At 62.2% G+C, this 24356-nt stretch carries 18 protein-coding genes and 1 pseudogene; 13 read left to right on the forward strand and 6 right to left on the reverse strand.

The annotated features are described in order from the left end of the window. Positions 1–3528 precede the first annotated feature (3528 nt). On the reverse strand, positions 3529–3777 hold the full coding sequence (locus FJ974_RS11025) for a hypothetical protein (protein WP_226891670.1): 249 nt from the start codon (positions 3775–3777) through the stop codon (positions 3529–3531). A gap of 54 nt (positions 3778–3831) precedes the next feature. Between FJ974_RS11025 and FJ974_RS11030 the strand changes: the two genes are divergently transcribed. The 6 genes from FJ974_RS11030 to FJ974_RS11055 all read left to right on the forward strand — a co-directional run bounded on the left by FJ974_RS11030 (position 3832) and on the right by FJ974_RS11055 (position 11932). Beyond that, a complete protein-coding gene (locus FJ974_RS11030; RefSeq protein WP_226891671.1) occupies positions 3832–3996 on the forward strand; it encodes a hypothetical protein in 165 nt (54 codons plus the stop codon). A gap of 278 nt (positions 3997–4274) precedes the next feature. After that, a complete protein-coding gene (locus FJ974_RS11035) occupies positions 4275–6581 on the forward strand; it encodes a peptidase domain-containing ABC transporter (protein WP_140535568.1) in 2307 nt (768 codons plus the stop codon). Further along, positions 6535–8001, forward strand: a complete 1467-nt coding sequence (locus FJ974_RS11040) for an HlyD family type I secretion periplasmic adaptor subunit (RefSeq protein WP_226891559.1) — start codon at positions 6535–6537, stop codon at positions 7999–8001. Before FJ974_RS11035 ends, FJ974_RS11040 begins: the two co-directional genes overlap by 47 nt. Position 8002: 1 nt before the next feature. Further along, positions 8003–9733, forward strand: coding sequence for an SEL1-like repeat protein (locus FJ974_RS11045; RefSeq protein WP_140535571.1), 1731 nt, complete (start codon positions 8003–8005; stop codon positions 9731–9733). A 211-nt stretch (positions 9734–9944) separates the two neighbouring features. Continuing rightward, positions 9945–10145 carry an exopolysaccharide production repressor protein gene (locus tag FJ974_RS11050; protein ID WP_226891614.1) on the forward strand — a complete coding sequence of 67 codons (201 nt, stop codon included), beginning with the start codon at positions 9945–9947 and terminating at the stop codon, positions 10143–10145. Positions 10146–11443: 1298 nt separating this feature from the next. Then, positions 11444–11932: a dienelactone hydrolase family protein gene (locus FJ974_RS11055; protein ID WP_226891560.1), complete on the forward strand. Its 489-nt coding sequence runs from the start codon at positions 11444–11446 to the stop codon at positions 11930–11932. 322 nt (positions 11933–12254) lie between these two features. Here the strand turns inward: FJ974_RS11055 and FJ974_RS11060 are convergent. Beyond that, a pseudogene (locus FJ974_RS11060) lies at positions 12255–13453 on the reverse strand (IS256 family transposase). Between the two features lie 499 nt (positions 13454–13952). On the opposite strand from FJ974_RS11060, the gene FJ974_RS11065 reads away from it, so the two are divergent. The 3 genes from FJ974_RS11065 to FJ974_RS11075 all read left to right on the forward strand — a co-directional run bounded on the left by FJ974_RS11065 (position 13953) and on the right by FJ974_RS11075 (position 15253). Continuing rightward, entirely contained in the window at positions 13953–14144 is a 192-nt protein-coding gene (locus FJ974_RS11065; RefSeq protein WP_226891562.1) for a hypothetical protein, read from the forward strand. Between the two features lie 196 nt (positions 14145–14340). Further along, positions 14341–14502: a hypothetical protein gene (locus FJ974_RS11070; protein WP_181177210.1), complete on the forward strand. Its 162-nt coding sequence runs from the start codon at positions 14341–14343 to the stop codon at positions 14500–14502. Between the two features lie 541 nt (positions 14503–15043). Further along, entirely contained in the window at positions 15044–15253 is a 210-nt protein-coding gene (locus FJ974_RS11075) for a hypothetical protein (RefSeq protein ID WP_140535577.1), read from the forward strand. Between the two features lie 7 nt (positions 15254–15260). Here FJ974_RS11075 and FJ974_RS11080 read toward each other — a convergent pair whose 3' ends face one another. Then, entirely contained in the window at positions 15261–15509 is a 249-nt protein-coding gene (locus FJ974_RS11080; RefSeq protein WP_140535580.1) for a DUF982 domain-containing protein, read from the reverse strand. Then, complete coding sequence (locus tag FJ974_RS11085; protein WP_226891563.1) at positions 15510–15734, reverse strand: hypothetical protein; 225 nt, start codon at positions 15732–15734, stop codon at positions 15510–15512. A 664-nt stretch (positions 15735–16398) separates the two neighbouring features. Between FJ974_RS11085 and FJ974_RS11090 the strand changes: the two genes are divergently transcribed. Next, on the forward strand, positions 16399–16575 hold the full coding sequence (locus FJ974_RS11090; protein WP_181177211.1) for a hypothetical protein: 177 nt from the start codon (positions 16399–16401) through the stop codon (positions 16573–16575). A gap of 1190 nt (positions 16576–17765) precedes the next feature. On the opposite strand, the gene FJ974_RS11100 is transcribed toward FJ974_RS11090, so the two are convergent. After that, positions 17766–18326, reverse strand: coding sequence for a hypothetical protein (locus FJ974_RS11100; protein ID WP_140535586.1), 561 nt, complete (start codon positions 18324–18326; stop codon positions 17766–17768). A gap of 246 nt (positions 18327–18572) precedes the next feature. Here FJ974_RS11100 and FJ974_RS11105 point away from each other — a divergent pair, with 246 nt between their 5' ends. Together FJ974_RS11105 and FJ974_RS11110 are read left to right on the forward strand one after the other, a co-directional pair. Further along, entirely contained in the window at positions 18573–19748 is a 1176-nt protein-coding gene (locus FJ974_RS11105) for a Fic family protein (RefSeq protein ID WP_140535589.1), read from the forward strand. Between the two features lie 604 nt (positions 19749–20352). Beyond that, complete coding sequence (locus tag FJ974_RS11110; protein WP_140535592.1) at positions 20353–20550, forward strand: hypothetical protein; 198 nt, start codon at positions 20353–20355, stop codon at positions 20548–20550. 793 nt (positions 20551–21343) lie between these two features. Here the strand turns inward: FJ974_RS11110 and FJ974_RS11115 are convergent. After that, positions 21344–22372: a LacI family DNA-binding transcriptional regulator gene (locus tag FJ974_RS11115; protein ID WP_140535595.1), complete on the reverse strand. Its 1029-nt coding sequence runs from the start codon at positions 22370–22372 to the stop codon at positions 21344–21346. A 352-nt stretch (positions 22373–22724) separates the two neighbouring features. Between FJ974_RS11115 and FJ974_RS11120 the strand changes: the two genes are divergently transcribed. After that, a complete protein-coding gene (locus FJ974_RS11120) occupies positions 22725–24338 on the forward strand; it encodes an extracellular solute-binding protein (RefSeq protein ID WP_140535598.1) in 1614 nt (537 codons plus the stop codon). Positions 24339–24356: the final 18 nt, after the last annotated feature.

Consider the following 24356-nt stretch of genomic DNA (forward strand, 5'->3'; position numbering starts at 1 on the left):
GGCAATGATGGCGATCACTTTACTGGCGGCCTTGTAAGCGTTGCGAGTGCCGGGACCCCGGGCCCAACCGGCCCAACAGGTGCGACCGGAGCCACCGGCGCGACAGGTGCCACGGGCGCGTCTGGTGGGACCGGTGCCACAGGTGCAACGGGCGCTTCCGGTGGGACGGGCGCCACAGGTGCTACGGGCGCCACGGGTACAACCGGAGCCACCGGTGCGACAGGCGCTACGGGCGCTTCTGGTGGGACCGGTGCTACGGGGGCAACCGGAGCCACGGGTGCGACCGGCGATACCGGAGCAACGGGCTCCACCGGCGCCACGGGTGACACTGGAGCGACTGGATCAACTGGTTCTACCGGCTCAACCGGAACAACAGGCGGTACCGGGGCTACGGGTGCGACCGGCTCAACTGGAGCGACCGGAGCCACGGGTGCGACGGGCGACACGGGCGCAACTGGCTCGACCGGCGCAACGGGCGATACCGGTGCGACGGGTTCCATAGGCGCGACGGGTGCTACCGGGGCCACAGGCTCGACTGGAGCCACCGGCTCAACCGGCGCCACCGGCTCAACCGGCGCCACAGGTGCAACCGGGGATACTGGAGCCACCGGCTCAACCGGCGCCACCGGCTCAACCGGCGCCACAGGTGCAACCGGGGATACCGGAGCGACAGGCTCGACCGGAGCAACTGGTGCGACCGGTGCTACCGGATCCACAGGCGCGACGGGCGATACCGGGGCGACTGGTTCGACTGGCGCCACTGGCTCGACAGGTGCAACTGGCTCGACCGGAGCCACCGGAGCCACGGGTGCGACCGGTGATACAGGAGCCACAGGTTCGACTGGTGCGACTGGCGCGACAGGCGCCACAGGTGCGACCGGTGCTACGGGATCCACAGGCGCGACGGGCGATACCGGGGCGACTGGCTCGACTGGCGCCACTGGCTCGACAGGTGCAACTGGCTCGACCGGAGCCACCGGAGCCACGGGTGCGACCGGTGATACAGGAGCCACAGGTTCGACTGGCTCGACCGGAGCAACGGGTGCGACTGGCGCGACAGGCGCCACAGGTGCGACCGGTGATACAGGAGCCACAGGTTCGACTGGTGCGACTGGCTCGACCGGTGCAACCGGTTCGACTGGTGCGACCGGCGCAACCGGCGCGACCGGGGCCACAGGTGCCACTGGAGATACTGGTGCAACGGGCTCGACTGGCGCGACCGGAGCCACAGGTGCTACCGGGGCCACCGGAGCCACGGGTGCGACCGGTGATACAGGAGCCACAGGTTCGACTGGCTCGACCGGAGCAACGGGTGCGACTGGCGCGACAGGCGCCACAGGTGCGACCGGTGATACAGGAGCCACAGGTTCGACTGGTGCGACTGGCTCGACCGGTGCAACCGGTTCGACTGGTGCGACCGGCGCAACCGGCGCGACCGGGGCCACAGGTGCCACTGGAGATACTGGCGCAACGGGCTCGACTGGCGCGACCGGAGCCACTGGTGCTACTGGCGCAACCGGAGCCACAGGCGCGACCGGTGATACAGGAGCCACAGGTTCGACTGGTGCGACTGGCTCGACCGGAGCAACCGGTTCGACTGGTGCGACCGGCGCAACCGGCGCGACCGGGGCCACAGGTGCCACTGGAGATACTGGCGCAACGGGCTCGACTGGCGCGACCGGAGCCACTGGTGCTACTGGCGCAACCGGAGCCACAGGCGCGACCGGTGATACAGGAGCCACAGGTTCGACTGGTGCGACTGGCTCGACCGGTGCAACCGGTTCGACTGGTGCGACCGGCGCAACCGGCGCGACCGGGGCCACAGGTGCCACTGGAGATACTGGTGCAACGGGCTCGACTGGCGCGACCGGAGCCACAGGTGCTACCGGGGCGACCGGAGCCACAGGTGCGACCGGTGATACTGGTGCAACTGGCGCCACAGGTGCGACTGGCTCGACCGGCGCAACCGGCTCGACTGGTGCCACAGGTGCGACCGGTGATACAGGAGCCACAGGTTCGACTGGTGCGACTGGCTCGACCGGAGCAACGGGCTCGACTGGCGCCACCGGAGCAACAGGTGCGACTGGCGCCACTGGAGCAACAGGTGCAACCGGCGCGACTGGAACCACGGGTGCGACCGGTGATACAGGAGCCACGGGTTCGACTGGCTCGACCGGTGCGACGGGCTCGACTGGTGCTACTGGCGCAACCGGAGCCACAGGCGCGACCGGTGATACAGGAGCCACAGGTTCGACTGGTGCGACTGGCTCGACCGGAGCAACGGGTGCGACTGGCGCGACCGGAGCTACAGGTTCGACCGGGGCGACCGGCTCGACCGGGGCGACTGGCGCGACCGGTGCAACGGGCGCAACCGGAGCCACAGGCGCGACCGGTGATACAGGAGCCACAGGTTCGACTGGTGCCACAGGCGCGACCGGTGCAACTGGCGCGACCGGAGCAACCGGCTCGACTGGCGCCACAGGTGCGACTGGCGCCACAGGTGCGACTGGCTCGACCGGCACAACCGGCTCGACTGGTGCTACCGGAGCCACAGGTGCGACCGGTGATACAGGAGCCACAGGTTCGACTGGTGCGACTGGCTCGACCGGAGCAACGGGTTCGACTGGTGCGACAGGCGCGACCGGAGCAACAGGTGCGACCGGAGCTACAGGTTCGACCGGGGCGACCGGCTCGACCGGGGCGACTGGCGCGACCGGAGCCACAGGCGCGACCGGTGCAACCGGCGCGACAGGCGCCACCGGAGCAACAGGCGCGACCGGAACCACGGGTGCGACCGGTGATACAGGAGCCACGGGTTCGACTGGCTCGACCGGTGCAACGGGCTCGACCGGCGCGACTGGCGCAACCGGAGCCACAGGCGCGACCGGTGCAACTGGCGCGACGGGTGACACCGGCGCAACGGGTTCGACTGGGGCAACGGGAGCGACCGGTGCCACTGGCGCCACGGGCTCAACTGGAGCAACCGGAGCTACAGGTGCGACCGGTGGTACAGGAGCCACAGGTTCGACTGGCGCGACTGGCTCGACCGGAGCAACGGGCTCGACTGGCGCAACCGGAGCAACTGGAGCCACTGGTGCGACAGGCGCCACCGGAGCAACAGGTGCAACCGGAGCTACAGGTTCGACCGGGGCGACTGGCTCGACCGGGGCGACTGGCTCGACCGGGGCGACTGGCGCAACCGGAGCCACGGGCGCGACCGGTGGTACAGGAGCCACAGGTTCGACTGGTGCGACTGGCTCGACCGGGGCAACGGGCTCGACCGGCGCGACTGGTGCTACCGGGGCAACCGGAGCCACAGGTGCGACCGGCGATACAGGGGCCACAGGTTCGACTGGTGCGACTGGCTCGACTGGCGCCACGGGCTCGACTGGCGCGACGGGTGCAACGGGTGCGACCGGCTCTACCGGGGCAACCGGATCTACGGGTGCAACTGGTTCGACCGGAGCGACAGGTGGCACCGGTGCGACAGGCTCGCCGGGTCCGACGGGGCCGACGGGAGGAACTGGTTCAGGCGGTGAAACCGGTAGCCATGCCAACAATGGCCACGGCAACGGGGAACAGCCTGCACCGGGTAATTCCGGCGACCATAACAATGGCGATAACGGAATCCACCAGGGACAGGGTAACTCCGCCGGTGGTCAGGGCAACGGAAACGGAGGCGGTAACAACGCCACCGTCACCGCCAGTTCGCTGGGACTCAAGGACACCACGCAGTTCCTGCAATCGGCTTCGTCCGGCGGTGGCAATGACGGCCATGGCTCGTTCCGCCAGCTCGTCAACCTGGCGGTCGGTTCGGCGACGACCGATCTCTTGAACATTCTCAGTTCGGTCAAGGGTGTGGGTCAGACCCAGAACAAGCCGTCCGGTGCCGCCTCCGACCTGACTGCGGACAAGGGTAAGCAGGGCGCCGGATACAGCCAGACCGACGATACGTTGAAGAATGCCTTGAAGAATATCCTGAAGCCGCACGATTGAGCGGACGGCGGCCCTTTAGGGTCCGCTGGAAGGCGGGGAAAGGGCGCGGGGCCTTGCGGAAACGCAGGGTCCCGCGCCTTGGTCGTTTCCGCACGGGACGGAAGCGGCGAGCGCTTTGGCGACCCGGATGCTCGCCGTTCACGGCGGGCGAGGGGCTGTCGGGCAAGGGGCTCGCACGGCCGGACCGTCCGGGGTATAGTGCAGCTTGCCGGAGGAGGTGGGGGATCGGCCCGTTTCGGCAGTTTCGAACGCTCGCCTTCGCGACGGAAGAAAAGTAGATGGCTAGTGTACCTGTGAACGCCGAAGGCCAGTTGATCGCGATCCAGGCCGGCACGGAAGCGGATGCAACCGGGACGGTCGCGCGAGAGAGCGACGCGGCGCGGATTCCGGGTGGGCCAGCCGAGTTCGACCAGCTTGCGCCGCGCCTCAAGGCGATGCTGCGGGTCGCCCGTTATCACGGCGTCGAGCTCGACCCCAACGAATTAAGGGCCGCGAGCGCCGGCCCGGTTCCGAACGCCGCCGATCTTTCCCAATGGGCGCAGGACGGCGGCATGTGGGCGCGCGCGGTCCGCATCCGCTGGTCGCATCTCCTGCGCTTCGAGCAGACGGGGCCGGTCGTTCTTTTGTTCAGCGACGGCGGCGCGGCCCTGCTTACGGGAGCCAGCGCCGAGCGGAACATCGTCTTCCTCAAGAGTGTCGACGCGCCGGACGATGCGCAAGGCGTGCCCATCGACGAGCTCCGTCTGCTACAGGTGTGGTCGGGCGAGGCCGTGCTGTTGCGGCCGACGCGGTCCTACATCGCGGCGGACGCGCCCTTCACCTTCCGCTGGCTGGTCGATCTCGTGCGGATCGAGAGCCGGCCGCTGCGCGACATCGGCACCGCCTCGTTCACGCTCAGCATCCTGACCATTCTGCCGCCCCTCATCGTCATGACGGTGGTCAACAAGGTGCTCCAATTCAACAGCACCTCGACCCTGGCGCTGCTGGCCGCGGTGATCGCCGTCGTCTTCGTCTACGAGACGCTGCTCGGCCACGCGCGGCGTATGATCATCAACGTCGTCGGCGCCCGCCTGGACACCAAGCTGCACCTGCACATCTTCAGCCGGCTGCTGCGCCTGCCGCTCGACTATTTCGAGCGCCATCCGGCCGGCGAGACCATGTACCACCTCGCGCAGGTCTACCGCATCCGCGAGTTCCTCACCGGCAAGCTGCTGAGCACGTTGCTGGACCTGATCACGCTGTGCGTGCTCGTACCGGTGATGTTCTACATCAACACCACGTTGGCCTGGATGGTGCTTTTCTGCGCCGGCGTGATCATGGCCATCATCTTCACCTTTCTTGCGCCGCTGCGTCAAAGATACCAGCGCGTGGTCGATGCGGAGACCTGGAAGGCGGCCGCGCTCGGCGAGACCGTCGTCGGCATCAAGACCGTCAAGGCGCTCGGTCTCGAACCGCAACGCAAGGCGCTGTGGGACGAGCGGGTGGCAGAAGCCGGCAAGGCACGGCTCTCCTTCGGACAACTGGCGAATTGGCCGCAGACCCTCGTCACGCCAATCGAGCGTGTCATGGTGCTGGGCACCATGCTGATCGGCGCCTATCTCGCGATGAACGACCGATCGGGCTACATGGTCGGCAGCCTGTTCGCCTTCATGATGATCGCGCAACGCGTCGCCCAGCCGCTGGTCGGCCTGGCAAGGCTGGTCGAGGACTACGAGGAGGTCGGGGCGGCGATCGGCGAGGCCGCCTCGGTCCTCAACCGACCGCTGGAAAGCGCGTCCAATTCCGCGGGCTTGCGGCCAAGACTTGTCGGCCATATCGCCTTCAGCGATCTGACCTTCAGCTATATCGGTACCAAGACTCCGGCGCTCGACCGCGTCAGCTTCGAGGTCCCGGCAGGCTCGATGTTCGGCATCGTCGGGCGCAGCGGTTCGGGCAAATCGACGATTGCGCGCCTTTTGCAGGGGATCAATCGCGACTACAGCGGATTCCTCAAGCTCGACGGCGTCGACCTCAAGGAAATCAACCTTCGTCACCTTCGCCAGGGGCTTGGCGTCGTCCTGCAGGACAATTTCCTCTTCCGCGGCTCGATCCGCGACAACATCATCGCCGGGCGGCCCGGCCTGACGCTGTCCGACGCCATGCGCGCCGCCCACCTTGCCGGCGCGGCGGAATTCATTGAACGCATGCCGAATGGCTACGACACATACATCGAAGAAGGGTCGCCCAACCTTTCGGGCGGCCAAAAGCAGCGCCTGGCGATCGCGCGGGCGCTGATCCACGATCCGACCATCCTGATCCTCGACGAGGCGACCAGCGCGCTCGACCCGGAAAGCGAGGCAGTAGTCAGCGCCAACCTGATGCGGATCGCCAGCGGCCGCACCATGGTCATCGTTTCGCACCGGCTGGCCTCGCTCACCGAATGCGATCAGATCCTGGTCATGGACCAGGGCAAGGTTCTCGATGTCGCGCCGCACTCCATCCTGCTCGAGCGGTGCGGGCTGTACCGTCAGCTGTGGTTCCAGCAGAACCGCCATCTCGATGGGCGACATGGCCGCCTGGCGGCCGTGCCGCCTCGCGTCGTTTGAGTTCGGGGCGGCCATGAGCAGCACCACCTTCTCCAACCTCCCTGTCCGCCGGCGCCGCGTGGAAGCGAGCGATCCGACGGCGCCTGCCATTCTCGAATTCCAATGGCCGTCGACGGCAGTCGCGAATGCGCCCATTCCCCGGGTTGCGCGCAGCATTGTCTGGATCATCTCGAGCCTGGTCGTTGCCCTGATCACCCTCGCGGCGCTGATACCGGTTGACCAAGTCGTCACGACGAGAGGCCTGGTGGTCTCGCAATCGCCCAACATCATCGTCCAACCGCTGGAGACGGCGATCGTCCGCTCGATCGAGGTGCGCGAAGGGCAGCAGGTGAAAGCCGGTCAGTTGCTGGCCCGTCTCGACGCCACCTTTGCCTCGGCCGATCTCACGGCATTGGCTACCCAGGTCGCGACGCTGGAAGCCGAGGTGGCGCGCCTGAAGGCCGAGTCCGACGGAAAGCCCTTCAGCTATGACGGACTGGACCCCAGCTGGACGCTGCAGTCCTCGATCTTCGACCGCCGCAAGGCGGTCTATGACGCCAAGCTGGAAAGCTTTGACCGGCAGAGCGACGAGCTCAGTTCCGTTATCTCCCGCTCCCAGTCCGACGCCGACGGCTACCGGGCGCGGCTGGCCGTCGCGGGATCGATCCAGCAGATGCGCAAGCAGCTCGAAGAAAGACAGGTTGGAAGCCGTCTCAACACGCTCATTGCCGAGGACAATTCGGCGGAAATGTTGCGCTCGCTCACCAACGCCGATCAGACGACGGAGGCCGCCAAGCGCCAGCAGGCGGCGGTCGCGGCCGAGCGTGACGGCTACATCCAGAGCTGGCGTGCCGAGGTTTCGCAGAGCCTGTCGGATGCCAACTCGCGCATGTCCGACGCCCGCGAACTGCTCAACAAGGCGAAGCTGCGCAAGCAACTGGTGGAACTGAGGAGCGAAGCCGACGCCACCGTCCAGTCTGTGGCAAAGGTCTCCGTTGGCTCGGTCCTGCAGTCCGGGGAGCGGTTGATCACGCTGGTGCCCGCCGACGCGGTGCTCGAGATCGAAACGAACATAATCGGTCGCAGCAGCGGGTTCGTCCATGTCGGCGATCCCGTGGCGATCAAGTTCGATACGTTTCCTTATTCGCAGTATGGGTTGGCGCACGGAACGGTTCGCACGGTCAGCCCGGACTCCTTCTCGGCCAGGGAACAGGCGCGCGACCCCAACAGCTCTTTGGCCATGCTGCCCTCGGATGCAGACCTGTTCTATCGCACGCAGATTTCGATCGACGACATCGCCCTGCATGGCGTGCCCGCGGGCTTCGCGATCAGTACCGGCATGCCGGTCACCGCGGATGTGAAGGTAGGGCGCCGCACGGTCCTCAAATACATTCTCGGTGCGATGCTGCCGATAGGCCAGGAAGCGATGCGGGAGCCGTGAGATGGCGATCCTGGATCGGCTGACCGGATTGCGTCCAGCGCTGGCGCTGCGCAGGGCGGTCCAGCTTGCCGAAGCTGGAAAGGCCGCGCAAGCTTTCCACCTTATGGCGACCGCTGCTCGCGCCGACATCCCGGAAGCGGAGTACCGCGTCGCCCGCTGCTATCTCGAAGGTTCGGGCGTACCGCCGAGCCTATCGGAGGGCGCGCGCTGGCTGCGGCGGGCAGCCGATCACGGAAACGCCGACGCACAGGCGCTTCTCGCCGCCCTGTTCGTGGCCGGGCTGGCAGGCCAGGAAGACGACGCGAAGGGCAAAAGTTCGCAGAGTCTGTTCCAGCAGGAATCCTCACAGGCGCCGGATTTCTCGATGGCACTCCTCTTCGCCCGCAAGGCGGCCGAAGCAGGGTCGGCAACCGGGCAGGCGGTTCTAGGCTACGTCCTGAGCAAAGGTCCCGCGGACCTGCGTGATCTTGATGAAGCCCATGTCTGGTATGAGAAGTCTGCGGCCGCGGGCTGTCCGGAGGGATGTCTTGGCTTTGCCCTCTCGCTCGCCAGGCGCAAGCGGCCCGAGGATAGGGGCAGGATTGCCGCCGAGGTGCGGCGCGCGGCGGATGCGGGCTTGCCGACGGCAATGTATCTTCTGGCAGCGCTCACCGAGCACGGCGTGGGCGTACCGGTCGATCACGACGCCGCCAGGCAGCTCTATCAGCTCGCGGCGGAGCGGGGTCTGGCATCGGCCCAGCTCCGGCTTGGGTTGGGGCTGGTCGACGGCAGCCTGGCGGTTCAGGATCCCGTTGCCGGCGAGGCATGGATGCGCCGCGCCGCGCTGGCCGGAAATCTCGACGCGGCCTATCGCCTTGGCGAACGGCATGTGAAGGGCCCTCAGCTTGACTACGCTGAAGCCGCGACGTGGTACCGGCGGGCCGCGGAAGCCGGTCATCAGGCGGCCGCGCGCGCCTTGAGCTCGCTTTATCTGTCGGGAAATGGGGTGGCTCAGGACGCCGAGGAAGGAAAGCGCTGGCTGCGCGCCGCTGCGAAAGGGGGCAACCGGGAATCGCAAGTCGACCTCGCCAACCTCGTCCTCGAAGGTGCCGGTAAGCTCGACGACGGTACCGATGTTGCCGGCTGGTTCGAGGTGGCGGCCTTGTCCGGCGATTTGATAGCGGCCTTCAACCTCGGCCTCTGCTTCAACGAAGGGGTCGGAGTGGGCAAGGACCAGGAGCGAGCGGCGCAATGGATGAGGCGCGCGGCCGAGGGCGTCACCCAGGCGCAGTATATGTACGCACGCATGCTTCAGGACGGGCGCGGTGTGCCCAGCGATCTCGCGCAAGCCCGCTTGTGGTTCAAGCGAGCGGCCGATGCCGGCATGGCGGACGCGCAGGCGGCTCTGGCGGAAATGCTGCTGAACGGGCGCGGCGGCGAAAGTTCTTCGGTACCTGCGGCGCACCTTTTCAAGCAGGCCGCGGCCGCCGGTCACGTCGGCGCCATGTTCGCAATCGGTGCATTGTTCGAGGCTGGCCAGGGCCTATCACTCGATCACAAAGCCGCGCAGAAATGGTTCGCCGCCGCCGCCGAGCGAGGACATGCGCCGGCCCAACTCATGCTCGGCCGATATCTCATCAAAGGTGTCGCCGGGGAGCACGACCCAGTCGCCGGCCGTGTTTGGCTTGAGCGAGCAGCAGCGCAAGGTGTCATTGAAGCCGCCGACGAACTCGCCGATTTCGCGCTGAGTTAAGCCCACCGACGCGACCGCATTGTGTCGTCATTCCCAATCAGTCGACTCGCGCGGCGAGAATTCTGATCAAAATAAACTCGACATCATAGTTGAGTAATTGCTAAATTAGCATTTTGTTAACCTTCTGCTTCCGGTATTCAACCCGATGTATTTTCCGCAGTTTCTGATTGGGATGCTCACGACGTCGGGCATCGTTGCGTTCTGGAGCTACATGGCCACAGGGTCGATCTGGCAGGCTTTGGGCTGGACTATCGTGGCCGCGGTTTTGTTGCAGGTCGCATACTTCGTGCTGACAACTTGGCTTGTTTCCAAACGGCGCGATTTGGAAAAGACAGGTGCAGACAAGGATACAGCCCGAGTGCCCCCCAGCCCGATTCGGCCGACGCGTAATAGGGATGGTCGCACGCACTAGGCGCGATAGACGCTACTTTGGAACTGAAATGCGACCCCTTACCTAATTCCGCGAGACTACGCGTGGGCAATATGATGACTGAGAAACTGGACCAGTGCTCTTCCCCGTATAGTGGAGTGGCCCAACCCGCGATGTCACTGGACGTCGGTCTTGATGAAACATCGGCGACTGCAGGTCATGGCCTATTTTCGTAGCCCGGCCAAGTGTCAGCAGAATTGGGCAACGGCTCGCCTTCTGGCGAAGAGAAAGCAGCACGACGCGGTCGAGTTCGCCGCTCATCGCGATTGCTCCACTTATCGACAACAAAGGCTTTCTTCTCTTCAGCCGTTCCGGTCGCCTTTGTAGGTTTCATATCCCCTGCGTGGCGACCAAAATGGCGACCCGGTTGCACTCGGGGCTCGCGGGGTGCGGGGAGAAATGCAACCGGGCCATGCCGGAAGTCCTCCCGGCGATTTAAGAATGACTTTTATTTTGATAAAATACAAGAGATTGCTAATATATCCAGCTGGGACTCCAATGAGCATCTTGGCCGCTTCGAGGAGCGGGAGTGCTTTAGCGTAGAATGGCGTGCACAAGGGCGGGTCTGCTTCGCGCCAGCAACTCAGACGTAGAGCCCGCCTTTGCGACATCCCATAAGCGGACACGTGCGCGCGGTATGAGGTGGCATACTGCCAGAACCGGAGACCGACGCCATCGAAGCTCTCCACGCAAGCTGGACGCATGGCCACAGCGAGTATACGACCTTCTATGCCGGGAGCCCGGTTGGATCCGCGATCGGCGGAAAGCTTTCCACGTCGGCTCCGCGAGCGCCGCGCTCGACTTCGGCGCCGTCCTACTCCTGGTTTGCCCAGCCATTCTGTGGGTATTCCACCGTATCGTCGCTGGCCAGAATCGGCCGGCTATTCCATCGATGTAAAAACTCGCAAGCAAGCCTTATGTGACATCCCGGGGCATGGTGTGGTGCCTAGCGCGGTGGTCATCGACGCTTTACTGTAGGTGTTAGTGTCTGTCCCAAATCTTAATGAGCCGGCAGAATCGGTTAGTGGATTTCGGTTTGCGCGGCTAGGCATCCCCCCTCACACACTCTCGCCGATTGGGTATGTCTCCATGACGAATATGAACACGAGGCTTCGAAGCATGAGCGTCCTGCCGAGGATGCAGGATGTTGCCACTAGCAAGCGGCGATAGCGTTTCAGCCGCTGGCCCGGGCCGCGAAGGAGTAAGGATAGCTTCTGTGGTTCTCTTTCATTCGGTTCTTGGCTTGCGGCCAGTGGAGTTGGCCGCCGCGGAGATGATCCGTGCGGCGGGACACAGCGCCAGACCTCTATGGCGGCGCGATCGCTGATACGGTCGAGCAAGGCATGAAGTTGAAGGACGATATAGGCTGGCTCCGCATTTGCGAGCGGGCGAAGTCCGCTTTGGCGGACCTGCCCGCATCAACGATCCTGGCCGGCTTCTCCATGGGGTGTGGCGTGGTAGCGTCCGTCTGGCCGAGCCGCCCCGAAACCAAGGGCATCTTGTTGCTGCACGCGTTGGCAGAGATACCGAGCGCAATGGACCTTGCCGGCTTACGAGTGCAGTTGCGTGTGGGCGAGTACGATGACTTCTGGCCTGCAGAGGAGCTCGCGAATTGGCAAGCCGAAGCGAAGCGAGCGAAGATTGCCGCCGAGCTGTTCGTATACAGCGACGCCGGCCACTTTTACACCGATGGAAGCGCTGCGGAGCATCAAACTACGGCGGCCGACCAGACATGGGAACGGGTGCTACGGTTCCTTGACGAGGTTTAGCCAAGCCTTGCGAGCAGACATGCTCTTCGGTTGCCGCCCATCACTTTTAGGAGAGGTGCCATGTGGACCGTTGTGCTCAGGGGCAAGAAATATGCGAAGCGCGAAGACGCAGACGGGTTCTGGGAAGTTTTTTGACGTCGCAACCGGCGAGGTAGCGAAGTTTGGTGGCCTGATTCTGTCGCATCTTGACCTAGAGATGGCGACTGGTGCGCTCGATATGTTGCAAAATCAGGTTCTGCGAGAGAACGGCCAGGATCGTGTCCCGCGGCGTGGTGTAGTTGGCGGCCGTGGTCGCCGTGCTCTCCGGCATGGGCCGGGCTGATCAGCGCGCCACGGCTGGCAGGCTGATCAGGGGATCATCGCTCATCTGGCTGATCGTTTCTAGCGTCATGTATCTGGCCCGCTGCACGGCCCATTCGTCGTTCTGTTCGAGCAGGATTGCGCCGACCAGGCGCACGATCGCATCGTCGTTCGGGAAGATTCCGACGACCTCGGTGCGCCGCTTGATCTCGCCGTTGAGACGCTCGATCGGATTCGTCGAGTGCAGCTTAGCGCGATGTTCCTTCGGGAAGGTCATGTAGGCCAGCACGTCGGGCTCGGCGTCGTCCATGATTGTCGCCAGCTTCGGCACCTTCGGCCGGATCTGGTCTGCGACGGCGCGCCATTGTACGGACGCGGCCTCGGGCGTCTCCTGGGCGAACGCGGTGGCGATGAAGGCTGAGACGACCCTGCGACCGCTCTTGCCGGCGTGGGCCAAGACGTTGCGCATGAAGTGGACGCGGCAGCGCTGCCATGTCGCCGACAGAACCTTGGTGACGGCGCTCTTGAGGCCCTCGTGGGCATCGGAGACAACGAGCTTGACGCCTCGCAGGCCGCGACGGGTCAGCTTGCGCAGGAACTCCGTCCAGATCGGCTCGGCCTCCGACGTGCCAATCTCCATGCCCAGGACCTCGCGCCGGCCGTCCGCGTTGACGCCGACGGCGATGATGACTGCGACCGAGACGATCCGCCCACCGCGGCGGACCTTCAGGTAAGTGGCGTCGATCCACAGATAGGGCCAATCGCCCTCGATCGGTCTTTCGAGGAAGGCCTTGACCTTGCCGTCGATCTCCTCGCACAGCCGCGAGACCTGGCTCTTGGAGATGCCGCTCATCCCCATGGCCTTGACCAGATCGTCGACCGACCGTGTCGAGATGCCTTGCACGTAGGCTTCCTGGATGACGGCGGTCAGCGCCTTTTCGGCCATGCGGCGCGGTTCGAGGAAGCCCGGGAAGTAGCTTCCCTTCCTCAGCTTCGGGATGCGCAGCTCGACCGTGCCGGCCCGCGTCTCCCAGTCCCGGTCGCGGTAGCCGTTGCGCTGGGCTGTCCGCAGCGGGGTCTTTTCGCCATAGCCGGCGCCGGTGGCCGCGCCCACCTCCATTTCCATTACCGCTCGGCTGCAAAGCCGATCATCTCGCGCAGCAGATCGGCATCCGGGGTCTTCTCCACGAGCGTGCGCAGGTTCATCATGTCGTCGGTCATCGGTAGTCCTTCCGAACTGGTTTGGCGTCAACAACCAAACCCTACCGGAAAGCGCCGATGACCACCGACAAGCCGCTCACTCGCTACAGCGCTACTAACGGCGCGCTCGCGAGCGGCTTCATAACCGCCGAGCTACACCACCCGATGGGACACGACCACGGCCAGCCCCCCAGAAACCGGTAGCATCTAACCTCCGACGATTTTGGGAACCCATCCCAGCTCCATGGATTACTCCTCTGTGGGTTGGTTCCCATAAAGAGCCGTCTTGCGCAACAAGCCCGATGTCAGTCCCTTGTCTGCGTCGGGCTTTTGTCATTAGTCCACTTGGACGATACAACAAATCTCCTTGGGGCGGCGGTAGAGAACCCCGCTGTCGCATCCGCTACTGCCTTTCTCTATTCTTATCGGAAAGCACGGAGGAGATTTTGCGATGAGACTTGGCGCTCAACAAGCCTGAGGATGCCGCGACCGCCTTTGCCGATGCCTGGAATTGGCATGAATGGGCGATTTCGCAGCGCTGTTCGCCGACGATGCAAATTTCGTCAATGTCGTACGCGTGAGGTGGAAGAACCGCACCGAAGGGTCCCTTGCTCTACTGATTGTTGAAGCCAAAGAAGGCAAAATATTCCGGCCAACTATTCGCGCCGAAAGCCAGGGATGTTGCGGCGTGAGTCACGAATGCCGGTTTTAAGCAGATACAACATCTCGCGTGGGTAGCCTCGTCAACGACCCGAGGGCAAGGTGATTCCAATCGGAATCCCTGTCAGAGCCAGCACGACCCCATTCGAAGGCATCGTCAAGGACATCCGTGGCGGCCCCGGTTGAGACCACTGGCACAAAGTCCAGACTCTGTGCTGCCATGCGGCCGATGGTTGCCGGAAAGCGAGTTGGAAGAAATCGATGAACCGGTCAACCAGCCACACGCCGCTGGCGACGAGGTTTATTGCTTCCCCCAAAAATGCACGGTGATTGGCTTCAAGGAAGCGGGCGCTACCTATGATCCCTCGGCGAACTTGCCCTGCCGAGCGGAGGACGTATTTTCCCACTAAAGGGTAGTAGGCCTCACCCGCCGAAACCCACTTCCCCTTCGCCGTCTCCTCCATCGCCTACGAGCTTGCGTCGTCTGTTTCCTCTTTTCGCTGATCCAGCGCCTCTAGCAATTCAGTGAAGGACGCCGGCAGCCTCGGTTCGACACCCAAGCCTAGCCGCCTGCGCAAAATCCGACGGTAGTCTTCTGAAGTGATCAGCTGCCGGAAGGCTTGGCCAGACTCCCGCTCTGCATTGTTAAGCGTGGACATTAATCGGGCATCCAAACGGGACCCTCAACGGCGGAACTCACCCGTGAGGGAATCGTTCCCCACATGGAATCGCCCATAAGGCGTGCACTTGCTCGTATTCCCGTGTGAGCGGACCGAATTTGGATGGAAGCATGCCGTCACCGGGGCATTGGTCGAACTCTTATCCACTGGCGCGATTGGATTGAGCGAGAAAACGTCGGAAGGCCGCCCAAGCTGTGATTACCGAGTATTACTGGTAGGCCGAATGTCTGCCATATTTGGGGTAGAGGCTGCGGCATTCGGGAGAAATTCAATGCCGGCACTCACCCTGGCAGTCGAGATTGCAGACGCGATAGCCGCAGCAAAGAAGCGGCGGCAACCTTCCTTTGATGTGAAATCCAAGGCACGGGAACTGGCAAAGGCTCACCCCAAGGCGGGGGCCAGCGTCGGTGATGTCACAGATATTCTCGAAGAGGAAAGCTTGGCTGCTGGCATCATACCGATATCTGAGCCGGGCCATTAGGCTGCGATCAATCGAGCAGCATGCCTTCTTCATTGGCGGCAGTCTCGAAAGCGGTGCGGACATCGTCGGGAGACAAATCGCCGGCTAATGCGGCTAGGCAAGCTTGTACGGCCTTGTTCCAATGACGACCACGCCTGGGCCACTCAAGTAGGTTCTCGGCAGCTGCCTGGACGTTGTTGACCTCATAGCGGGCGCCCGGCTGCCTGGTCTTCACCGAGACCGGCGTCGAAAACCATAGGACGCCATGGATGCGCATCTATTCGTGTATGTCGAAGGCGACGAAACGGCCAAGGAATATCGCCTCGAGCATGATGAGTTTGGTGAGTTGGCAATCGCTCTCACTGAGTTCGGGGCCGAGTTCACGGACCGCCGCGATAGTTTCTTTGATCGAGACCGTTTCGCCAAACGGCGCGTTTAGGAGCGCTGCATGAACAAGCTCTTTGGCGGTGCCTGCCGGCCTATGATCGACTTTAACGTCCACCAGCCCAACTCCACCCAAAAACCCGAGTGCCCATCGTTGAGGCAAGGCTTACAGAAATCAATCAAAATCTGCGTGAAAAAGAAGAGGACCAGTCTACCCGGCTGGCCCTCTAAGCCCGCAGCCCGTTCCAAGGAGGGGACTCCCAGACTGGCGGGCTGGTGGAGAGGATAGCGGCATTGTGTTTGCAAAAGGAAGAGGGTCAACCCAGACGCTTATGCCCTGCGGCGCTTCGAAAGCGCTCGCAATAGGTCGGCTTCGTCGGTGGTGCCGTCATCGAAAAGTTGGAACAGTTCCTTAACCAGATATTCCCGCTGCTCCCGGTCTTTTTTGGCTAGGCGACGCTCATCGCACAAGCGGTCAAACATCCCTGGAGCAAAACCAAATCAGCAGGCCAATAGATACCACTGCGACGCTACAGACATGGCCGCCGCCCTCAGCGCGGCTTATGCAGACTATCTCATAGCCAGGTTCGGGCGCGAAGAAAAATGTCCCATTTTGGAACGAATTCAAGGCTTGGTGAGTTACAAGCTAAGCGGTCGATCCCTCCGGGTGCAGCCGCTTCCAATCGCAGGAAGCCCGTCGCCAACGCTCATTAGCTGCGACGGGCTTTTCTCTTGGAACAAATTCGTTGGCGCCGAGTTCCGGCTGACTAGGGGACTTTCCTATGGCCGAGAACAAACAAGAACGCGCCGAGCGCGTGCAGGCGGAGAAGGACTTTCGGGTGCAGTTTCTCATGGGGGAAACCGGCATTGCCGAAGCTCAAGCGCGTGATCTTATCAAGATGCACGGCGACAATCCGAACTCGCTTCTTCGCGAGGCGCGTTTGCTGGCAAAAAATTAGCAGATAGCCCGCTTAGGCGAGCAGGGTTTTGGAGTGGCGAGGGCCAGGCTCAATCACCGTCAAGCAACATACCTTCTTCTCTTGCTGCAACCTCGAATGCGACGCGTACGTCATCGGCGGATAGATAACCGGCGAGAGCGGCTAGGCAAGCCTGGGTCGACCGGCGGCGAGAACCATAAGACGCCATGGGCGCGCATCACTCATGCAGATCGAAGGCGATGAACCGGCCAAGGAATATCGCCTCGAGCATGATGATTTAGTGAGTTCGCAATCCGTCTCGGTGAGCTCAGGACCGAGTTCCGCCGAGCGGCGCGCTCAAGAGCACTGCATGGACGAGCTCTTTGCCGGGGCTTGCCTGCCTATGATCGATAGCTGTTGCCAGATGGATGGAGTCTGTCACGCCGCGCGCTAACATGCCCTGCCTCCTGGTATCGGGGGCGAAAGCATGGTAGCTGCTTCCAAGCATCCGCGTGCCTCTACTCGGTACGGGGCGACGTGAAGACGATAAGCCCAAAAAAGTCAGAAACGGACTGAGGTCTGACAGACGAAGCCAGCCGCCCTGCTGCACCAGGCACCCGTTGGGCCTACGAAAGCAAAAGTCCGGCGACGAGCACGGTCAGGATAAGCGACGCGGGCACGGCAAGAAGCCAACGAGCTTCCAGAACGCTGTTCCGATGGTCTTCCATACCCGTCACTCCTACCCAGCTTTGAGACGGCTCCAGCGCATGCCTCCGCTTAAGCGCTGGAGCCTCTGCTCGCGCTCAACCGTCGCAGCGGGAGCTTTCGGCGTTTGGTCAACGGAAGATCTGTGCGTTCGTTCCGAGCGCCGGCACCTAGTCAGCTACAGGTTCCGACTGAAGTCGCACCTCAAAGTGCATAGGTCCCAAGGATGAAACATATAGCCCGCTATCTCGTTGGCTCCACGACTGTCGATTGTGAGTCCCTTTATCGTCAGTCGTGTTGCCACAATTAACACCCGCTGCTCCTGCGATGCAGCGGGTGTTTTTGCCTGCAGGGCTAGAAAGCTATGGACGCATCCAGCCTGGCGCGATCGGTTTGCGCCGCCGCCACATCGCGGTCCGCATACTCCTATGCTTTTGTAAGCCGCCAGATCATCGCCCGACGTATTGGCTTCGTCTCAGGCACTGCCCCTCTGGCGGATTATCACCGGATCGAACCGCATCAGAATATCAGCGTGGGGAGCAATACGGTGAATGATCTCGTGGGGTCGGTCGTCGGATGGGCTCAGCGGAATGTCTGATGACTTCACGCATATGCAGTTTCAGGGCTTCCTGAAATGTCGGCGGATCAATCCATTGATCGAAGAGAGCCGTCGGAAATTCCTCGATGGCGCGAGGCTTCATCCCGGGCTTTTGTCGATTGGCTTTTTGTGAGGCCGATTCCTTGGGCAACTCGCTAGGCTGACCAATTGATCGCTCGCCTGATGATCGTTTGCCCCGATGGCTTCGAGCCTCGCCGGGTGGATCTGGCAGGCGCAGCCGCGGCGCGCGAAGTGCAGGCTTTGCTGCATCTTTCAGGGCGCGCGCAATAGCGTCGAGCCCCGCTCGATAGCTTTCCGTGCGCGGGCCAATGCATCTGTTTCGACTGCGCAGTGACAGGCGGGGCGGCTGCCGACGCTGTGCAATCAGATCCAGCATATACTGCCGAATGCGCTCAGCCTCATGGGGCGGCAGAACGCTGGAGATACGGAGACGACAGAAATCGGATATTTTGCGGGAAAGCAGTTTCATATCGAAATTTCAGGCACTGATAGCGGCATTGGGAGATGCGGGGCGGCCAATAGCCGATTCTTTCGGTTTGGCGTCGTCAAAATTTGCCAGGCAACGTCCTGTGGACGAAGCCGTTTCCAGCGGCTTTCGCTAAGAACGATTTCTTGACTAATGATCATTGTTAGTAAAGAGATTGTACCCAATGCATCAGGCAAGGAACATGACCATGCCTTGTGCTTCCGGATCGTTTCTTCATAGGGTTGCGTGATGCCGACGCGTAAGACGGGTCGATATGAAAGCGTCATTGTCGGCGGGGAGAAGGTCGCTGCCTTTGTTCCCTTCGACCTGCCGCCCGCGCGCCCGGCGCTGGTCATCGACGACAAGCTCGAACATCGTCTCCGCGAAGCCGAGCAGGCGCTCGTTCGGCTCGATCTCGCAGGCGAGATGGTGCCCTCACTCGATTGGTTCATCTATGCCTTCGTTCGCAAGGAAGCAGTGATTTCGTCACAGATCGAAGGCACGCAGGCATCGTTAGTCGACCTCCTCGCCTTTGAGGCCGAGGAACATCCCGCAGCCAATGCGGACATCGAGGAGGTCACGAACTATCTCGACGCTCTGGCCTACGCGCGTGGCCAACTGGCAGCGAAGCGTGGCCTTCCACTTTCGATGCGGCTCCTCAACGAGGCTCACAAGCGGCTGATGCGTGGCGGGCGGGGATCGAACAAGCAGCCTGGGGAGATTCGCCGCAGCCAAAATTGGATCGGAGGAAGTCGGCCGGGGAATGCGACGTATGTGCCGCCGGTGCCCGACAAACTTCCTCAGCTGCTCAGCGAACTCGAGAAGTACATGCATATTGAGGGGAAACTGCCCGCGCTAGTGCGTGCGGGGCTGTTGCATGTCCAATTCGAAACCATCCATCCTTATCTCGACGGCAACGGTCGGATCGGACGATTGTTGATCGTGCTGCTGCTGGAGCACTGGAAACTATTGAACGCTCCGCTTCTCTATCTCAGCCTATTCTTCAAGCGTCACCGCGAGGAATATTATCGGCGGCTCAACAATGTGCGGCTGGAAGGGGATTGGGAGGGCTGGACAGACTTCTTTCTGGATGGTGTCGCCACGATTGCCGATGAAGCAGTCGCCTCGGCGCGCGAGTTGTTCAATCTCGTCAGTACGGACCGAGCCCGGCTGTTGAGTGCAGACTCCGCTTCCGTCTCGGCATTGCGGCTATTCGAGCAGCTTCCCCGACATCCAATCGTGACGGTCGTCTCTGCTATGAAGATGATTGATGCCAGTAAGCCAACGGCAACCCGTGCGATCGAAGCATTGGCTGAAGCTGGCATTCTCGTCGAAACAACCGGCAAGAAACGTGACCGCAGCTTTGCCTACCGAACCTATATGGAGCGTCTGCGGACAGGGACGGACTTGCCTGAACGCAGATGACACGAACGGGCCAGGGCTGGCGAGTGGGACCTCACATTGCGTAACTTTGCAGCATGCATTGCTACAATCATCAATTACTTCGACGCGCAAGAAGCGGACGTTTGCGCCACCCTAATCAGAGAATGTCCGCTTCGCGCCTTCATCTCGGTCATTCTGTCGCGACAACGCGCATCTCGAGAGCTGACATTGACGACGCTGGCTATCTCCTGAGTCCTTCCATCAGCCGCCGATGGTTGAGTGCAGGCGACAGCTTACAACCGGAAGACTCAAAGAGGTCCGCTTTGACCATAACAGGTTATTCGGCTCAGTCGATTGGGCGCCTTGCGCTCATATTGGCTGTGAGGTCCGCGTGTCCATCGCATAAGAACTCCTTGTCGTGCTGGCGGCGTTCCAGTCGGGCTGCAAGAGGCACACGGGGTCAATGCCCCGATCTATGACGCAATGAGGGGAATTCGCCGCCGCGCGAGAAAGGGCGATCATAAGTGAAATATCAATATTGCCTTGATAGGCCGGCACTTCGTTGGACTCGCGAAACGTGCTGTACGGAGTATACTTTGCCTCGAGCGGGGAATGGTTTTCGCCCCCGCCGTGCGTTGGGGGAACGATGGCGAAAAACGGACTATCTGCGCTCGACGCCGACATCCTGCGGACGACCTTCCATAAGGCAGTTACGGAAGAGAATATTCCAAAGAGTAAGTGGCGAGAATTTGCCGCGCAGCTGATAGCGACATACACCGGCTCTCCGACCATTCATCCCAAATTGGTGGAGTGGATTGTGCGGAGTGAAGGCCCCGGCAGCTGATCCGTGGCATCTCACCCTATGCCTTGATAAGCAGCTTGGCCTCTCTGACTAGAGACGACCAATTCAGGCCTATTAGGATGATCAGTTCAATGGCTTGCGCTTCGGTGACGCCCGTCTCTTTGACAAGCTTCCGAACAGCGCTGTCTCGTGTCGAATCGAACGCCATGTGCAGTTCCCCACGAACTGCAACGCTAACATATGTTAATTGTTCCCATATGAAGGAAGATTTCCCTCACCGGATTTTTTTTCATTTCAGTTTTTTCGGATTCGGTTTTTCGGCCGAAGTAGCCTCGAATTTGCACGTCGCCTCCGCAAACGCCGGAGTTGCGGGTGGAGCGTGTTGGGCTTGATCATCCAAAGCCGTTCTTCGACCGACAGCAGAACTGACGTCGCCGCTTGCATCGTCGGCGGCGAAACGCTGTTGATCAGCCAGCGAAGTGCGAACTACGAGCCTGCAGGACGCGCTCGAAGTGGTCGCGCCATATTGTCGATCTTCGAGCTAATGATCCCTATCAGGTTCGCCAGACCATACGAGATGATAGGAAGGATATGGGGTGGCTAACTATCCGCTAAACCATTGACCTTGTTGACGAATATCACATCCTCGGCGACTAAGGTAATCTTTATGAATCAATCCTTGCGAAGCAGTTCGCCAAAGTCGATTCAAGGAACGGATCCCCGCTCGGCGGTCGCATTGTCTTCTGGCGGACACCTGGGATTTCGCGGGCAGTTCCCTCAACCGGACACAAGGCCTGTCACCCTACATGACCCCAGGATCGGAAGATTAGGTACCTCAAATCTCCGGAATGCTCTCGCGAAAGATCACTTGCAACCGCGGTTGATGCACATCGTAAGGCAACCCCTTCACAGCGTGGGAAAGGATGTTGAGCGCCTCTCTCGCCTCGACGCGCGGGTTTTGATCGATCACAGCATCAAGCGTGCCGTCCAGCAGCAGCTCTTTTGTGCCGTCTGTCACCTCGTGGCCGAGGAACAGGATACCTCGCGAACGCCCTCGTTCTTTGAGCGCGCGAGCGATGCCAGTGTTGCCGGCGCCGACGTTGTAAATCGCAGCGAGGTCGGGATGGCGTTGCAGTAGGGCGGAGGCCTCTGAATAAGCCTTCTCTCGGTCGTCGAGCATTTCGCGCATCTCTACGATTTCGAGGTTGGGTGACTCCTCCGCGAGTATATGGCGAAAACCCATCTCTCTTTCCTCGTGGCCGCGATAAGCGAGCGAGCCGGCGAAAAGCGCGACCTTGCCAGGTCGCCCGGCACCCATGAAGCGGTTGAGGAGATAGCCGGCGAGACGGCCCGCGGCGCGGTTGTCGATGCCGATATAGGCGACGCGCGGCACATGCAGGATGTCGGAGGCGATGGTGACCACCTTGACGTCGCTGGCGGACAGTGAGCGGATGGCCTCGCGCACCGTCGGGTGGTCGAGCGCGATAACGCCGACGCCTTGCGTCTGGCCATGCAAGTCCTGCAGCAGGCGCGCGAGCCGGTCGGGGTTGAAGCCTTCGATGGTCGTCACGCGGACGTCGAGATCGGGCCGCGCCAATGCCTGCGCTTCGATGTGCCGATGCAGCAGCTTTATGAAGGAGTTGGTGCCGGCCGGCAGCGCGAAGTCGAGCCTGATCGTCTGCCCCGGTACGGCTCTCTGTGGCACGCCATTCGGCGTTTCGGCGATGTAGCCAAGCCGCTGCGCCATCTCGATGACGATCTCGCGCGTACGCGCCCGCACGCCCGGCCGGTTGTTGAGCACACGGTCGACCGTGGCCGGAGAAACGCCGGCTTCCCGGGCTATGTCTGTCAGGGTTGGCCGCACGTCGAGCACCTCATCGCAAGCATCAAAATCACGCAGCTTCCACTCAGTTCCGGAAAACGCCTCAGCAGCGACCGCGATTCTGATGTGAAATGATGTAACCGCCCTTGGCTTGCGCGCAAGCCGGCGCGGTGCATAAGGCGGCGAAGGTCCGGCCACGCCGGTCGGATCGAGACCAAAGCCCCTCAAATCCAAGCAATGGGTGCGACCTGATGGGTTCGGCGGACTGCATTCTTTCCCTCATTTGCGATCTTATGACGTATTTTGAGGATTTATGATGTTGACAGGCTTCATGTACTGTCGTCAATATCCCTCACGCGGGCCATGGAGGAACAGGCCCCGAGGGAGGAATTCGATGTCTCAATTGATCCGCATGTCGCGGCGCCGCCTGTTGGCGTCCGGAGGAAAGGCGGCTGTGTTCGTCGCCGCGACTGGTATTGCACCACAGTTCATTCGCCCCGGCCGCGCCTTCGCCGCTGACGCGCTGGCGCCCGGCATGATCGGCGGGCCGACCGGCTTCGACGGCGCCGAGCGCTATCAGTACGGTCCCGACACGCCGGAAGGACGCGCCGTCGAGGCGGCCAAGGCGCTGAAGGCGGCCGGCAAGGCGCCGGCAAAGATCGTGCTCGGCCTGTCGGACGGCTCGATCGGCCAGCTGACCAAGCCTTTCCCGGCCGGCGCGCCGTCGATCAAGGACCTGTGGGAAAAGGAAACCGGCATCCAGATCGAGATCGTCGGCCTGCCGAACGGCCAGGAATTCACCAAGACGATGCAGGACATCTCCACCAAGGGTGGGGCCTACGACATCTACTCGACCGAATGGAACCGCCTTGGCGATCTCGCCGAGACCGGCGGTATCGCCAAGCTCGACGACTTCGTCGCCAAGCACAAGCCGGAATGGGACGACCCGAAGCAGGGTTACGTCAACGGGGCCAAGGGCGTGTCGCTGCTCAACCAGTATCGCGGCTCGACCTATGGCGTGTCGCTCGACGGGGACTTCCAGACCTGGGTCTATCGCACCGACTTGTTCGGCGATGCCGCCGAACAGAAGGCGTTCAAGGACAAGTATGGCTACGACCTTGCCCCGCCCAAGACCTGGAAGCAGCACAGCGACGTCGCGGCCTTCTTCCAGCGGCCGGACAAGGGCCTGTTCGGCTCGACCGACCTGCGCAACCAGGGCTGGGGGTACACCAATTGGTACCAGCGCTACGTCTCGACGGCCTCGCCCAACCAGTTCCTGTTCGGCGACGACGGCAAGCCGCTGATCAATTCCGAGCAAGGCATCGCCGCCAGCAAGGAATATGTGGAGTCGCTGGCGCATCATTCACCCGACGCGATCTCGTGGGGCTGGCCGGAGCAGTATGGCAACTTCGCCAAGGGGGGTGCTGCGATGACCTGCGCCTTCTCCAACCTGCCGAAATTCCTCGACAATGCCGGCAACAAGGATTCGGCCGTCACCGGCAAGATCGGCTCGATGCTGCCGCCGGGACGCGAGATCGACGGCAAGCTGATCAGCCGCTCGGTGCTGTGGTTCTCGCTAACCGGCATGGTCTCGTCGCAGTCGAAGAATCCGGAGGCCGCCTACCTTCTGCTGCAGTGGCTGGGTTCTGCCCGCATCTATGCGTGGATGAGCGCCAATCCCGGCGGCTATCTCGATCCGTTCCGGCTCTCGGACTTCTCCGATCCGCTCGTACGCCAGACCTATCACGCTTACCACATGGACGTAGTGCGCGAGACGGTGGCGCGCACGGTGCCGACCATCAACTATCCAGGCGCCACGGCTTTCCACAACGCGCTCGACGAGAATCTTGTGGCCTCGCTGACCAAGGCCAAGACGCCGGAGCAGGCGATGGCCGACACCGAGCGGGAGTGGAAGAAGATCGCGCGCCGCATCGGCGAGGACAAGCTCCTCGAAGCCATCAAGACCAACAAGGAGGCCTGGCCCACGGTTCTCGATCCGATCAGCTGATCCACCTCCCTGGATCAG

This window comes from Mesorhizobium sp. B1-1-8, from assembly GCF_006442795.2.
In the GTDB taxonomy this organism is placed as follows: domain Bacteria; phylum Pseudomonadota; class Alphaproteobacteria; order Rhizobiales; family Rhizobiaceae; genus Mesorhizobium.

What these genes read in the sequence shown, in the direction of transcription:
- FJ974_RS11025 (WP_226891670.1), bottom strand. Translation starts at nt 3,777, where the DNA reads ATGGCCGTCATTGCCACCGCCGGACGAAGCCGATTGCAGGAACTGCGT.
- FJ974_RS11035 (WP_140535568.1), top strand. Translation starts at nt 4,275, where the DNA reads ATGGCTAGTGTACCTGTGAACGCCGAAGGCCAGTTGATCGCGATCCAG.
- FJ974_RS11040 (WP_226891559.1), top strand. Translation starts at nt 6,535, where the DNA reads ATGGGCGACATGGCCGCCTGGCGGCCGTGCCGCCTCGCGTCGTTTGAG.
- FJ974_RS11045 (WP_140535571.1), top strand. Translation starts at nt 8,003, where the DNA reads ATGGCGATCCTGGATCGGCTGACCGGATTGCGTCCAGCGCTGGCGCTG.
- FJ974_RS11050 (WP_226891614.1), top strand. Translation starts at nt 9,945, where the DNA reads ATGGCCACAGGGTCGATCTGGCAGGCTTTGGGCTGGACTATCGTGGCC.
- FJ974_RS11065 (WP_226891562.1), top strand. Translation starts at nt 13,953, where the DNA reads ATGGGCGATTTCGCAGCGCTGTTCGCCGACGATGCAAATTTCGTCAAT.
- FJ974_RS11075 (WP_140535577.1), top strand. Translation starts at nt 15,044, where the DNA reads ATGCCGGCACTCACCCTGGCAGTCGAGATTGCAGACGCGATAGCCGCA.
- FJ974_RS11080 (WP_140535580.1), bottom strand. Translation starts at nt 15,509, where the DNA reads ATGCGCATCCATGGCGTCCTATGGTTTTCGACGCCGGTCTCGGTGAAG.
- FJ974_RS11090 (WP_181177211.1), top strand. Translation starts at nt 16,399, where the DNA reads ATGGCCGAGAACAAACAAGAACGCGCCGAGCGCGTGCAGGCGGAGAAG.
- FJ974_RS11100 (WP_140535586.1), bottom strand. Translation starts at nt 18,326, where the DNA reads ATGAAACTGCTTTCCCGCAAAATATCCGATTTCTGTCGTCTCCGTATC.
- FJ974_RS11105 (WP_140535589.1), top strand. Translation starts at nt 18,573, where the DNA reads ATGCCGACGCGTAAGACGGGTCGATATGAAAGCGTCATTGTCGGCGGG.
- FJ974_RS11110 (WP_140535592.1), top strand. Translation starts at nt 20,353, where the DNA reads ATGGCGAAAAACGGACTATCTGCGCTCGACGCCGACATCCTGCGGACG.
- FJ974_RS11120 (WP_140535598.1), top strand. Translation starts at nt 22,725, where the DNA reads ATGTCTCAATTGATCCGCATGTCGCGGCGCCGCCTGTTGGCGTCCGGA.